Source organism: Kitasatospora sp. NPDC028961 (genome assembly GCF_055564815.1).
In genome coordinates this window covers 124680-139756 of record NZ_JBVHVO010000011.1, presented here as the reverse complement: position 1 = coordinate 139756, position 15077 = coordinate 124680, and the positions used below count along the sequence as shown (strand labels likewise).

At 76.4% G+C, this 15077-nt stretch carries 1 protein-coding gene; it reads right to left on the bottom strand.

Annotation, left to right across the window (positions count from 1 at the left end; genetic code table 11):
- Window positions 1-26: 26 nt before the first annotated feature.
- Window positions 27-14996, bottom strand: a complete 14970-nt coding sequence (locus tag ACZ4UX_RS20980) for a type I polyketide synthase (RefSeq protein WP_465707794.1) — start codon at window positions 14994-14996, stop codon at window positions 27-29.
- Window positions 14997-15077 lie beyond the last annotated feature (81 nt).

Here is a 15077-nt window from a genome sequence, read left to right as displayed (position 1 = left end):
ACATGCCGTCAATTAGCGCGAAGTAACTAGTTGGACAGACCAAGTTCCTTGTCGAGAAACTCAAACACCTGGTCGGGTGTCGCCGATTCGAGTTCAACCTCGCCGCTGCCGGATTCCGCTTCGCCCTGCTTCTCGATCCACTTCGACAGAATGCTCTGCAGCCGCCTCGTGATTCGCTCGCTCGTGTCCTGGTCGGGTGCCGGACCGGACAGGCTGGATTCGAGCCGGTCGAGGTCGTCGAGCACCGGCACCGAGTCCGCCTCGTCCGGGGCGAGTTCGGTGCGCAGCCAGGCGGCCACCGCCACCGGGGTGGGGTAGTCGAAAATCAACGTAGCGGGCACCCGCAGTCCGGTCGCGGTGTTCAACCGGTTGCGGATCTCCACCGCGGTCAGCGAGTCGAACCCGAGGTCCTTGAAGGCCTGCTGGGCCTGGACGCCGTCCGCCGACGCGTGGCCCAGGACCACGGCCGCCTCGGCCCGTACGAGGTCCGACAGCAGCCGCTCCTGCTCGGCCCGGTCCAGGCCCGCCAGCCGCCGGCCCAGCTCGCCCTCGCCCGGGCCGGCCGCCTCGGCGGGCCGGGCGGCGGCGGCGGTGGCGATCCGGCGGACCTCCGGCAGGTCCCGCACCAGCGGGGCCTTCGGCAGGTCCACCGCGGTCTGCGCCAGCAGGGCCCAGTCCACGTCCATCACCGTCACCACGGCGTCGGGGCCGCGCAGCGACTCGTCCAGGGCCCGGACCGCCAGCTGCGGGTCCATCGCCGCCATCGGGAGCTTCTTCATCCGCTCCCGGATCGCCTCCTTGGACTCCGCCAGGCCGCCGCCGCCCCACTGGCCCCAGGCCACCGACAGACCGGTCAGCCCGCGGGCCCGCCGGTTCTCGGCCAGGGCGTCGAGGTGGGCGTTGGCGGCCGCGTAGTTGCCCTGCCCGGCGGAGCCGAGGGTCGACGCCGCGGAGGAGAACAGCACGAAGGCGTCCAGGTCCAGGTCGGCGGTCAGCTCGTCGAGGTGGGCGGCGCTCGCGGCCTTGGCGGCCAGCACCGTCTCCAGGCGGGCCGGGGTGAGGCGGTCGACGACGCCGTCGTCCAGGACGGCGGCGGTGTGCAGCACCGAGGACAGCGCCGGACCGGTCTTCCCGATCCGGTCCACCAGCCCGGCCAGCGCCGCGCGGTCGCTCACGTCGCAGGAGACGACGTCCACCGCGGTGCCGCGCTCCGCCAGTTCGGCGACCGTGGCCGCGACCCCGGCGGCCGCCGGGCCGGAACGGCCCGTCAGCACGACGCGCGGCGCGCCCCCTTCGGCCAGCCAGCGGGCCACGTGCCCGGCGATGGCGCCGGTGCCGCCGGTGATCAGCACGCTGCCGCGCGGGGTCCAGCGGTCCTCACCGGCCCGCACCCCGGCGGCCCGGCTCATCCGGCGGCCCAGCATCCCGGCCGGGCGGATGGCGACCTGGTCCTCGCCGCAGCCGGCGAGCACCGCGACCAGCCGGGCGCCGGCCCGGTCGTCCAGCACCTCGGGCAGGTCGATCAGACCGCCCCAGCGGTCCGGGTGCTCCAGGGCGACGACCCGGCCGAGGCCCCAGACCTGTGCCTGCGCCGGAGCGGTCGGCAGCTCGCCGGGCGTGGCCGCGACCGCGCCGCGGGTGGCCGGCCAGAGCGGTGCCTCGATCCCGGCGTCGCCGAGCGCCTGGATGAGGGTCAGGGTGGCGGCCAGCCCGCCGGTCACCACCGGGTGGTCCGGCAGCGGTGTCCCGTCCAGCGCCAGCAGCGACAGCACGCCGGTCACGCCGGACGGCTCCGCGCCCGCCTCCCGGAGCGCCCGGGCGAGCAGCGCGGACAGGACGGCACGGTCCGTCGTCCCGGCCGGGACCTCGACCGGCACGACCTCGGCCCCGCGCACACCCAGCGCGACCGCGCAGCCCTGCGCCAGGTCGCCGGCGGCGTCCGCCTCGGGCACCGCGACGAGCCAGGTGCCGGTGAGCACGCCCGGGTCGGGCTCGGCGACCGGCGCCCAGCCCATCCGGTAGCGCCAGCTCGCGGTGGTCGAGCGGTCCAGGTCGTGGCGCCGCCACGTCGTCAGCGCGGGCAGCAGTTCGCCGAGCCGCTCGCGTCCGTCCTCGATCGCCAGGGTGTCCGCGAGCTGCTCCAGGTCGCCGCCCTCGACGGCCGCCCAGAACGCGGACTCGGCCGGTGTGGCCGCCCCGTCCCGGCCGGTGGCCGGGCCGCCCGCCGGCAGCGCCGACGGGACCTTCGGCCAGAAGCGGTCGTGCCGGAAGGCGTACGTCGGCAGGTCCACCCGCCGGCCGGCCGGGAGGACGGCCGTCCAGTCGACGGCCGCGCCGTTCACGAAGGCCTCGGCGAGCGAGGTCAGCAGGCGCTGGGCGCCGCCGTCGTCACGGCGCAGGGTGCCGCAGACGGCGGCGGGCACGGCGGCCGCGCCCGCCTGCTGCGCGACCTCCTCCAGGGACTCGGTCATCGCGCCGAGCAGCACCGGGTGCGGGGAGACCTCGACGAACACCCGGTGCCCCTGACCGGCGAGCGTGCGCACGGCCCGGTCGAAGTGCACCGTGGCGCGCAGGCTGCCGTACCAGTAGGCGGCGTCCAACTCCTCACCGGTCAGCGTCTCCCCGGTCATCGCGGACACCATCGGGACCCGGCCCGGGCGCGGTTCCACCGCGGCCAGCACGGACGTGATCTCCGCTTCCAGCCGCTCGACCTGCGCCGAGTGCGAGGCGTAGTCCACCGCGACCAGCCGGGCGCGCACGCCCTCGGCCTCGAACTCCGCCCTCAACTCCTCCAGCGCCTCCGGCTCACCCGAAACCACCACCGCGGACGGCCCGTTGACGGCCGCCAGCGACAGCCGCTCACCGAACCGGGCGATCCGCTCCTCCACCACCGCGGCCGACCGGCTCACCGAGAGCATCCCGCCGAGCCCCGCCAGCACCTTCAACGACCGCGAGCGCAGCGCCACCACGCGGGCGCCGTCCTCCAGCGACAGCATCCCCGCGACCGTCGCCGCCGCTATCTCGCCCTGCGAGTGACCGACCACCGCCTCGGGCACCACCCCTGCGGCCTCCCAGACCGCCGCCAGCGACACCATCACCGCCCACAGCGCGGGCTGGACGACATCCGCCGCCTTCAACTCCGGCGCGCCCTCGGCGCCCGCCAGGACCTCACCCAACGACCACTCCACATACGGCGCCAGCGCCGCCTCGCACTCCGCCAGCCGGGCGGCGAACACCGGGTTCGCCGCGGCCAGTTCACGGCCCATCCCGACCCACTGCGAACCCTGGCCGGGGAAGGCGAACACCGGCCGCGCGTCGGCCCGGGCCACCCCCGACACCACCGACCCCGCGGACACGCCCGCCGCCAGGCTCTCCAGCCCGGCCGCCAGCTCCGCGCCGTCCCCGCCCACGACCACGGCCCGGTGCTCGAACAGGGACCGGGTCGCGACCAGCGACCAGGCCAGGTCGGCCGGCTCCGCCCCGGGCCGGGCGGCCACCCACTCGCGCAGCCGGCCCGCCTGGCCCGCCAGCGCCTTGGGCGAGCGGCCCGACAGCACCCACGCGCCGGCCCCGGACGGCGCCGGCGCCGCGGGCTCGACGGCGCCGGCCGCCCCGGCCGCCGGTGCCTCCTCCAGGATGATGTGCGCGTTGGTGCCGCTGATCCCGAACGAGGAGACGCCCGCCCGGCGCGGCCGCCCGTTCGCCCGCCACGGCACCGGCTCGGTGAGCAGCCGCACGTGCCCGGCCGACCAGTCGATGTGCGGGGACGGCTCGTCCACGTGCAGCGTCCGCGGCAGTTCCTCGTGCTGGAGCGCCAGCAGCATCTTCATCACCCCGGCCACCCCGGCGGCCGCCTGGGTGTGCCCGAGGTTGGACTTCACCGACCCCAGCCAGACCGGACGGTCCTCGGGGCGGTCCTGCCCGTAGGTCGCCAGCAGCGCCTGCGCCTCGATCGGGTCGCCGAGCTTGGTGCCCGTGCCGTGCGACTCGACCACGTCCACGTCGGCGGCCGTCAGCCCGCCACTGGCCAGCGCGGCCCGGATCACCCGCTGCTGCGAAGGCCCGTTGGGGGCGGTGAGGCCGTTGGACGCGCCGTCCTGGTTGATCGCCGAACCGCGCACCACCGCGAGCACCGGGTGCCCGTTGCGGCGCGCGTCGGACAGCCGCTCCACCACGAGCATGCCGACGCCCTCGGCCATGCCCATCCCGTCGGCGGACGCGGCGAACGCCTTGGACCGGCCGTCCACGGCCAGCCCGCGCGCCCGGGAGAAGGCGATGAAGCCGTCCGGGGCCGCCATGACGGTGATGCCGCCCGCGAGCGCGAGCGAGCACTCCCCCGCCCGGACCGACTGGCAGGCCAGGTGCAGCGCCACCAGCGACGAGGAGCACGCCGTGTCCATCGTGACGGCGGGCCCCTCCAGGCCGAAGGTGTAGGACAGCCGGCCCGAGAGCACGCTGGTCGCGTTCCCGGTCATCACATGGCCGTCGATGCCCTCGAACTCGGACTCGCCTTCGAGGCTCATCCCGGCGTACCCCGACCCGTAGCCGCCGACGAAGGCGCCGGTCAGGCTGCCGCGCAGGGAGGCCGGGTCGATCCCGGCCCGCTCGAAGGCCTCCCAGGACACTTCGAGGAGCAGCCGCTGCTGCGGGTCCATCGCCAGCGCCTCGCGCGGCGAGATCCCGAAGAACGCCGGGTCGAAGCCGCTGACGTCCCGGACGAAGCCGCCCTCGCGGGTGTAGGACGTCCCGGCGTGCTCGGTGTCCGGGTCGTACAGGGCGTCGAGGTCCCAGCCGCGGTCCTGCGGGAACGGGCCGATCGCGTCCCGGCCCGAGGCCAGCAGCTCCCACAGCTCCTCCGGGCCGGCGGCGCCGCCGGGGAACCGGCAGGCCATGCCGACGATCGCGATCGGCTCGTCCGCCACCGTGGCGGACGGCCGGACCGCCGGGGCCGGGGCGGGCAGGCCGCCCGCGAGCTCGCCGCGCAGCAGCGCGGCCAGCGCGACGGGGGTGGGGTGGTCGAAGACCAGCGTGGCCGGCAGCCGCAGCCCGGTCTCGGTCCGCAGCCGGTTCCGGAGCTCCACCGCGGTCAGCGAGTCGAAGCCCAGGTCGGTGAAGGCCCGGGTGGGCTCGACCGCCTCGGCGGAGGCGTGCCCGAGCACCGCGGCCACGTGCGCCCGGACCAGGTCCAGCAGCGCCCGGTCACGGTCCTGGCCGGAGAGCCCGGCCAGCCGGTGCCGCAGCGCCTCGCCGGCCTCGGCGCCGGTCCCGGCCGCGGCGGCGGCCCGCCGGACCCGGCCACCGGCCAGCGCCCGCCACAGCGGCGGGACGTCCCCGCTGCGGGCGGCCCGCGCCCGCAGGTCCGCCAGGTCCAGCCGGGCCGGCACCAGGACGGCCTCGCCGCGGGTGAGCGCCTCGTCCAGCACGGCCAGGCCCTCGTCCGCGCCCAGCGCCGCGACCCCGGACCGGCTGATCCGGGTCAGCAGCCGCTCGCCCAGCTCCCGGCCGATGCCCGCCTCGTGCACCCAGGGGCCCCAGGCCAGCGACAGGCCCGCCAGGCCGGCGGCCCGGCGGTACCCGGCCAGCGCGTCCAGGAAGGAGTTGGCGGCGACGTAGTTGCCCTGCCCCGGTGCGCCGAAGACGGCGGCGGCCGAGGAGAACAGGACGAAGTGCGCCAGGTCCAGGTCCCGGGTGAGTTCGTGCAGGTGCCAGGCGGCATCGACCTTCGGCCGCATGACCGCCGCCAGCCGGTCGGCGGTGAGGGTGCCGATCACGCCGTCGTCGATGATCCCGGCGGCGTGGAAGACGGAGCCCAGCGGGCGGTCGGCCGGGATCGTGGCCAGCAGCGCCGCCAGCGCGTCCCGGTCCGCCACGTCGCACGCCACGATCCGGACCGGGGCGCCCAGCTGCGCCAGCCCGGCCGCCAGCGCGGCCGTGCCGGGGGCGGCGGGGCCCGAACGGCTTGTCAGCACCACGCCGTTGACCTGCCCGGTCACCACCAGGTGCCGGGCCACCAGACCGCCCAGGGTGCCCGTCCCGCCGGTCACCAGGAGCGTCCGCGGGCCGTCGGCCGCGCGGCCCACGGGGCGTTCAACCGCTGCTCCAGCGCCGGACGGACGGCCCAGCCGCCGGCCCAGCACGGCCGTGTCACGGAGGGCCAGCTCCGGTTCGCCGGTGGCGAGGACGCCCGGCAGAACGGCGATCCGCTCGGCCGTACCGGTGGCGGGCAGGTCCACCAGGACCAGCCGGCCGGGGTTCTCCGACTGCGCCGAGCGCAGCAGGCCCCGGACGGCGGCGGCGGCCAGGTCGGCCACGGCCTCGCCCTCCCCGGCGGCCACGCCGCCCCGGGTGACGACCACCAGCCGGGCGTTCTCCAGGCGCTCCTCGGCCAGCCACTCCTGGGCCAGCGCCAGCGCGTCGGCGGTGCGGCGGCGGGCGGCCCCGGCCACGTCGCCGTCCTCGGCCTCCTCGGCCCCCGCACAGACCAGCACGACCTGCGGCTCGGCCTCGGCCGCCTCGGCCGGACCGGTGAAGGACCGGACCGGCACACCGGCCGCGGCCAGCGCCTCGACCAGACCGAACCGGTCGGCGCCGATCAGCGCCCAGTCCCCGGTCGGAACCTCGGCCACCGGGACCTCGGCCACCGGGACCCACTCCTCCACGAACAGCGCGTCCGACACCCCGCTGTCGGCGGCCCGCAGCTGCGCGGCCGACACCGGCCGGCTGACCAGCGACTCCACCGACACCACCGGGGAGCCGGCCGGGTCCACGGCCGTCAGCGCCAGCGCGCCCCGGGCGTCCCGCCGCAGCCGCACCCGCAGGACGGTCGCCCCGCTCGCGTGCAGCTCGACGCCCGTCCAGGCGAACGGCATCCGGACCTCGCCCGGCCCGCCGTCCGCGTCCGCCGGGGCCGTGCCCTCCAGCAGCGCGGCGTGCAGGGCCGCGTCGAGCAGCGCCGGGTGCAGACCGAACGCACCCGCCTCGCGCGCCACCGGTTCCGGCAGCGCCACCTCGGCGAAGACGTCCTCACCGCGCCGCCAGGCGGCCCGCAGCCCGTGGAACGCCGGGCCGTACACCTCCGCCAGCCGGACGGCGTATACCTCGCCGACGTCGAGCGCGGTCGCGCCCTCCGGCGGCCAGACCGACAGCTCCCCGGGGGCCGGCCGCTCCGCCGGGGCCGGGGCCACCGCGCCGCTCGCGTGCCGCGTCCAGTCCTGCTGCGGGTCGGACACGTCGGGGCGGGAGAACACCTCGACCGCGCGGCGGCCCTCGGAGTCCGCCTCGGCCAGCACCACCTGGACCTGGACCCCGCCGCCGTCGGCGGGCAGCACCAGCGGCGCCTGGAGCGTCAGTTCCTCCAGCAGGCCGCAGCCCACCTGGTCCCCGGCCCGGACCACCAGCTCGACGAAGCCGGTCCCCGGCAGCAGCACCGTCCCGCCCACCGTGTGGTCGGCCAGCCACGGGTGCGTCCGCACGGACAGCCGCCCGGTGCAGACCAGGCCCGCGCCGCCGGCCAGTTCGACCGCCGCGCCCAGCAGCGGATGGTCCACCGCGCCCAGCCCCAGCGACGCCGCGTCCCGGCCCGCACCCACCGGCGACAGGGGCAGCATCCCCTGCGGCCAGTACCGCTCGTGCTGGAAGGCGTACGTCGGCAGCTCGACCCGCTCGGCGGCGGGGAGGACGGTGCGCCAGTCCACCGGAGCGCCCTGGACGAAGGCCTCGGCGAACGAGGTGACCAGCCGGGTCACACCGCCCTCGTCACGGCGCAGCGTGCCGCAGACCGCGGCGGGCACGATGCCCGGGCCGGCCTCCTGGGCGACCTCTTCGAGCGTGTCGTTCATCGCGCCCAGCAGCACCGGGTGCGGAGTCACCTCGACGAACAGCTGGTGCCCCTGACCCGCCAGCGCGCGCACCGCCCGGTCGAAGTGGACCGTGGCGCGCAGGCTGCCGTACCAGTAGGCGGCATCCAACTCCTCACCGGTCAGCGTCTCCCCGGTCATCGCCGAGACCATCGGGATCCGGCCCCGGCGCGGCGCGATACCGGCCAGGACCTCGGTGATCTCCGCTTCGAGACGGTCCACCTGCGCACTGTGCGAGGCGTAGTCCACCGCGACCATCCGGGCGCGCACGCCCTCGGCCTCGAACTCGGCCCTCAGCTCCTCCAGCGCCTCGGGCTCACCCGAAACCACCACCGCCGACGGGCCGTTGACGGCCGCAAGGGAGAGCCGCTCACCGAAGCGCGCGATCCGCTCCTCCACCACCGCGGCCGACCGGCTCACCGACAACATCCCGCCCAGGCCCGCCAGCACCTTCAGCGACCGCGAACGCAGCGCCACAACGCGAGCACCGTCCTCCAGCGACAGCATCCCGGCCACCGTCGCGGCCGCGATCTCGCCCTGCGAGTGACCGACCACGGCGTCCGGCGCGACACCCGCGGCTTCCCAGACCGCCGCCAGCGACACCATCACCGCCCACAACGCCGGCTGGACGACATCCGCCGCCTTCAACTCCGGCACACCCGCCAGGACATCGCCCAGTGACCAGTCCACATACGGCGCCAGCGCCGCCTCGCACTCCGCGAGCCGCGCCGCGAACACCCGGCTCGACAGGGCCAGTTCACGGCCCATCCCCACCCACTGCGAACCCTGCCCCGCGAACGCGAACACCACCCGCGCACCCGGCCGCGCCACACCCGACACCACCGCACCCGACGGCACACCGGCCGCCAGACTCTCCAACCCCGACACCAGCTCGCCGCGGTCGGTACCGACCACCACCGACCGGCGCTCGAAGGCCGACCGCGTCGTCGCCAGCGACCACGCCACCTCCGCCGGCTCCACCGACGGCCGCGCCGACACCCACGCGTGCAGCCGCTCCGCCTGCGCCGTCAGCCCCTCGGCCGACTGGCCCGACACCAGCCAGGCACCGGCCCCTGACACCACCGGCGCCACGGCCTCGACCACCTCGGCGGTCTCGACGACCGCCGGCGCCTCCTCGACGATGACGTGCGCGTTGGTGCCGCTCATCCCGAACGAGGAGACCGCCGCCCGGCGCGGCCGCTCCCCCACCGGCCACGGCACCGACTCGGCCAGCAGCCGCACCTCACCCATCGACCAGTCCACGTGCGAGGACGGCTCGTCCGCGTGCAGCGTCTTCGGCAGCTCCTCGTGCTGCAGGGCGAGGATCATCTTGATCACGCCCGCCACACCGGCGGCCGCCTGGGTGTGCCCGATGTTGGACTTCACCGAGCCGAGCAGCAACGGCCGCCCCTCCGGCCGCTCCCGGCCGTAGGTGGCCAGCAGCGCCTGCGCCTCGATCGGGTCACCCAGCGTGGTCCCCGTCCCGTGCGCCTCCACCACGTCCACGTCCGCGGCCGACAGCCGCGCGTTCGCCAGCGCGGACCGGATCACCCGCTGCTGGGACGGGCCGTTCGGCGCCGTCAGGCCGTTGGACGCGCCGTCCTGGTTGACGGCGGAGCCGCGCAGCACCGCGAGTACCGGGTGGCCGTTGCGCCGGGCGTCGGAGAGCCGCTCGACCACGAGCATGCCCGCGCCCTCGGCCCAGCCGGTCCCGTCGGCGTCCTCGGAGAACGCCCGGCAGCGGCCGTCGGCCGACAGCCCCTGCTGGCGCGAGAAGTCGATGAACATGCCGGGCGTGGCCATCACCGTGGCACCACCGGCCAGCGCGAGCGTGCACTCGCCCGAGCGCAGCGCCTGCGCCGCCAGGTGCAGGGCGACCAGCGAGGACGAGCAGGCGGTGTCGATGGTCACCGCCGGGCCCTCCAGGCCCAGCACGTAGGAGACCCGGCCGGAGAGCACGCTGGTCGCGTTCCCGGTCAGCAGGTGGCCCTCGACGCCGGCCCCGCCCTCACCCGCCAGGGTGAAGCCGTACCCGGACGCGTAGCCGCCGGCGAAGACGCCCGTCGCACTGCCGTGCAGGGCCGCCGGGTCGATGCCCGCCCGCTCCAGCGCCTCCCACGAGGTCTCCAGCAGCAGCCGCTGCTGCGGGTCCATCGCCAGCGCCTCACGCGGCGAGATCCCGAAGAACCCGGCGTCGAACTCGGCCGCGTCCCCCACGAAGGCGCCCTGCGCCACGTACGAGGTGCCCTCGCGCTCGCCGTCCGGGTCGTAGACGCCGTCCAGGTCCCAGCCGCGGTCGGTCGGGAACCCGCCCACCGCGTCACCGCCCGAGGCCAGCAGCTCCCAGAACTCCTCCGGGCTGCCGGCCCCGCCCGGGAAGCGGCAGGCCATGCCCACGATCGCCAGCGGTTCGTCCGCGGCCGCGGCCGCCACGACGACCGGCCCCGGTCCGGCCGCGTCCCCGGTCAGTTCGCCCCGCAGGTAGCCGGCCAGCAGCAGCGGGGTGGGGTAGTCGAAGACCAGGGTGGCGGGCAGCCGGATGCCGGTCGCCACGCCCAGCCGGTTGCGCAGTTCGACGGCGGTCAGCGAGTCGAAGCCCAGGTCCTTGAACGACCGCCGGTCCTCGACCGCGTCCGCGGAGGCGTGCCCGAGCACGACGGCCACCTCGGCCCGGACGATGTCGGTGAGCGCCCGCTCCTGCTCGGCCCGGGTGAGCCCGGCCAGCCGCCGGGGCAGTTCACCCTCGGTCCGGGTGCCGTCCCCGCTCCCGGCGCCCCGGGCGGTCAGCCGGCGGACCTCCGGCAGCTCGCGGAAGAACGGTGCCTCCCGCAGGTCCGCCGTGCCCTGCGCGGAGGCCAGTTGGGCCCAGTCGACGTCCATCACGGTGACGACGGCGTCCGGCCCCTCCAGTGCCCCGCCCAGGGCGCGGGCGGCGAGCTGCGGGTCCAGCGGCGGCATCGGGCCGCGCTCGACCCGCGCCCGGGCCGCCGCGCTGGACTCGGCGAACCCGCCGCCGCCCCAGGCGCCCCACGCGACCGACAGGCCCGGCAGGCCCCGGCCGCGGCGGTTCTCGGCGAGGGCGTCCAGATAGGCGTTGGCCGCCGCGTAGTTGCCCTGACCGGCGGCGCCCAGCGTGGACGCGGCCGAGGAGAACAGCACGAAGGCGTCGAGATCGAGGTCGGCGGTCAACTCGTCGAGCAGCAGCGCGCCTTCGGCCTTCACCCCGAGCACGGACGCCAGGCGCGCCGCCGAGAGGCGGTCGACCACGCCGTCGTCCAGCACCGCGGCGGTGTGCAGCACCGAGGACAGCGCCGGACCGGTCTCCCCGATCCGGGCCAGCAGCCCGGCCAGCGCCGACCGGTCGCCGACGTCACACGCCACGACGTCCACTCCGGTACCCCGGGCGGCCAGTTCGGCGGCCGTGGCCGCGACCCCGGCGGCCGCGGGGCCGGAACGGCTGGTCAGCACCAGCCGCTCGGCTCCGCGCTCGGCCAGCCACCGCGCCACGTGCCCGGCGATGGCACCGGTGCCGCCGGTGATCAGCACACTGCCGCGCGGCGACCAGCGGTCCCGGTCGCGGGTCTGCCCGGCCCGCTTGAGCCGGCGGCCGAGGATCCCGTCGGCCCGGATCGCGACCTCGTTCTCCCCGGCACCGGCCAGCACCGCGACCAGCCGGGCACCGGCCCGGTCGTCCAGCACCTCGGGCAGGTCGATCAACCCGCCCCAGCGCTCCGGGTGTTCCAGACCGACGACCCGGCCGAGCCCCCAGACCTGCGCCTGCACCGGGCTGACCGGTGCCTCGCCCGGACCGGCGGCCACGGCGCCGCGCGTCGCCGGCCAGAGCGGCGCGCCGATCCCGGCGTCGCCCAGCGCCTGGACCAGCGCCAGCGTGGCCGCCAGCCCGGCGGTCACCCCCGGGTGGTCCGGCACGCGCGTCTCGTCCAGGGCGAGCAGTGACAGCACACCGGAGACGGCGGAAGGCTCGACCGCCGCGGCCAGCAGTGCGGCCACCGCGGCCCGGTCCACGGCACCGGCCGGGACCTCGACCACGACGACCTCCGCACCACGGTCGGCGAGCGCGGCCGCGCACGGCTGCTCGCCCGCGCCGGCCGGCACCACCACCAGCCACGTCCCCGACAGCACCCGCGCGTCGGGCTCCGCCACGGCCGACCAGGCCGTCCGGTAGCGCCAGTCGGTGGTCACCAGGCGGTCCAGCTCGCGGCGCCGCCAGGACGCCAGGGCCGGCAGTACCTCGGCGAGCTGCCGCTGGTCCTCGATGGCCAGCGTGTCGGCGATGCTCGCCAGGTCCCCGTCCTCGACGGCCGCCCAGAACCGCGCCTCCCCCGCCGTGCCCGCACCGTCGCCGCCGCCCGCCGCCGGCGGCGTCAGCGGCACCACGCCCTCCGGCCAGAAGCGCTGCTGACGGAAGGCATAGGTGGGCAGCTCGACAGGCTTACCGGCCGGCAGAACCGAACTCCAGTTCACCGGCACGCCGTGCACGAAGGCGCGGGCGAGACCCGTGACGAAACTCGCGACGCCCTCCGCGTCGCGCCGCTGGAGGGGGACGAACACGGGCTCGTCCCCGTCGATCCCCGCCACCGCGTCCGGGCCGAGCGAGGAGAGCGACCCGTCCGGGCCGACCTCGACGAACACCGAGACACCCTGGCGGGCCAGCGTCGCCACCGCGTCCGCGAAGCGCACCGCCTGGCGGGTCTGCGCCGGCCAGTAGCCCGCCTCGGGCTCGGTGACCAGCTCACCGGCGAGCGCGCCCGCCCACAGCACAGCCGGCCGGTGGTACTCCAACCCATCGGCCACGGCCGCGAGTTCCTCCAGCACCGGGTCCATCGCCGGGGAGTGGAAGGCGTGCGAGACCCGCAGCCGCCGCACCCGGTGACCCCGCTCCCGCCACAGCTCCACCACCTCATCGACGGCCTCGACCGAGCCGGAGACCACCACCGACTCCGGCCCGTTCACCGAGGCGATCACCACCCCGGGCACCAGCTCGGCCAGCACCTCGGCCTCCGGCGCGTTCACCGCCGCCATCGCCCCGCCCGCCGGCAGCGCCTGCATCAACCGCGCCCGCGCCGCCACCAGCCGCACCGCGTCCGGCAGCGACAGCACCCCGGCCACATAGGCGGCCGCGACCTCGCCCACCGAGTGACCGACCACCGCGTCCGGCGTCACGCCCGCGGCCGCCAGCACCGCCGCGACAGCGACCTCGAAGGCGAACAGACCGGCCTGCGCGTACAGCGTCTGCTGCGCCAGCGCCTCGTCCACACCCTCGGCGCCGAGCACGACGTCCCGGACCGAGACGCCCAACTCCAGCTCCAGCAGCCCGCAGACCCGGTCGAAGGTCTCGGCGAAGACCGTGCTCGCCGTGTACAGACCCCGGCCCATGCCGACCCACTGCGAACCCTGACCCGCGAAGACCAGACCGACCCGGGCACCCGGCCGCGCCACACCCGACACCATCGAGGCCGACGAGACCCCGGCGGCCAGGCTCTCGATGCCACCGACCAGTTCGGCCCGCTCGGTGCCCACCACCACGGCCCGGTGCTCGAACGCCGACCGCGTCGCCGCCAGCGACCACGCCACGTCCACCGGCGCCAGCTCCGGACGCGCCACCGTCCAGGCGCGCAGCCGGCCCGCCTGCGCCGTCAGACTTTCGGCCGTCCGGCCCGACACCAGCCACGCACCGGCACCCGCCAGCAGCGGCGCCACGGCCTCGGCCCGGGCCGTCTCGGGAGCCGGCGCCTCCTCCACGATGACGTGCGCGTTGGTCCCGCTGATCCCGAACGAGGAGACCGCCGCCCGGCGCGGCCGCTCCCCGGCGGGCCACGGCACCGGCGCCGTCAGCAGCTCGATCTCACCGGCCGTCCAGTCCACGTGCGAGGACGGCACCTCGGCGTGCAGGGTCTTCGGCAGCTCCTCGTGCTGCATCGCCAGCACCATCTTGATCACGCCCGCCACCCCGGCGGCGGCCTGGGTGTGCCCGATGTTGGACTTCACCGAGCCGAGCCACAGCGGCCGGCCCTCCGGCCGCTCCCGGCCGTAGGTGGCCAGCAGCGCCTGCGCCTCGATCGGGTCACCCAGCGTGGTCCCCGTGCCGTGCGCCTCCACCACGTCGACGTCGGCGGCCGACAGCCGCGCGTTCGCCAGCGCGGCGCGGATCACCCGCCGTTGCGAAGGCCCGTTCGGCGCGGTCAGACCGTTCGACGCGCCGTCCTGGTTCACCGCCGAGCCGCGCAGCACCGCGAGCACCCGGTGCCCGTTGCGCCGCGCGTCCGACAGCCGCTCCACCACGAGCATGCCCACGCCCTCGGCCCAGCCCGTGCCGTCCGCGTCCTCGGAGAACGCCCGGCACCGGCCGTCCGCCGACAGCCCCTGCTGCCGCGAGAACTCCACGAAGGTCCCCGGCGACACCAGGACGGTGACACCGCCCGCCAGGGCCAGCGTGCACTCGCCCGAGCGCAGCGCCTGGGCCGCCAGGTGCAGGGCGACCAGCGAGGACGAGCAGGCGGTGTCGATGGTGACCGCCGGGCCCTCCAGGCCCAGTGCGTAGGAGACCCGGCCGGACAGCACGCTGGTCGCGTTGCCGGTCATCAGGTGGCCCTCGACGCCGGACCCGGCCTCGGCGGACCAGGAGACACCGATCCCGTAGTTGGACGCGAAGCCGCCCGCGAACACCCCGGTCGCGCTCTCCCGCAGGGTCGCCGGGTCGATGCCCGCCCGCTCCAGCGCCTCCCACGAGGTCTCCAGCAGGAGCCGCTGCTGCGGGTCCATCGCCATGGCCTCGCGCGGTGAGATGCCGAAGAACCCGGCGTCGAACCGGGTCGCGTTCCGCAGGAACGCCCCTTGCGCCACGTACGAGGTGCCCTCGCGCTCGCCGTCCGGGTCGTAGACGCCGTCCAGGTCCCAGCCGCGGTCGGTCGGGAAGGCGCCCACCGCGTCACCGCCCGAGGCCAGCAGCTCCCAGAACTCCTCGGGGGTGTCCGCACCCCCCGGGAAGCGGCACGCCATTCCGACGATCGCCACCGGCTCCGCCGTCTGCTCCTGCACCTCGCGCAGTCGGGCGCGGGCGTCCTGGGCGTCTGCGATGGCCCGCTTCAGGTAACTACGGAGCTTGTCCTCGTCGGACACGGTCATCTCCCAGCAATGGTGTTTTTCGGCAGAGTCAGGGGCGGGCTGCCCCGCACGGTGTGTGCGGGGCAGCCCGGGTTC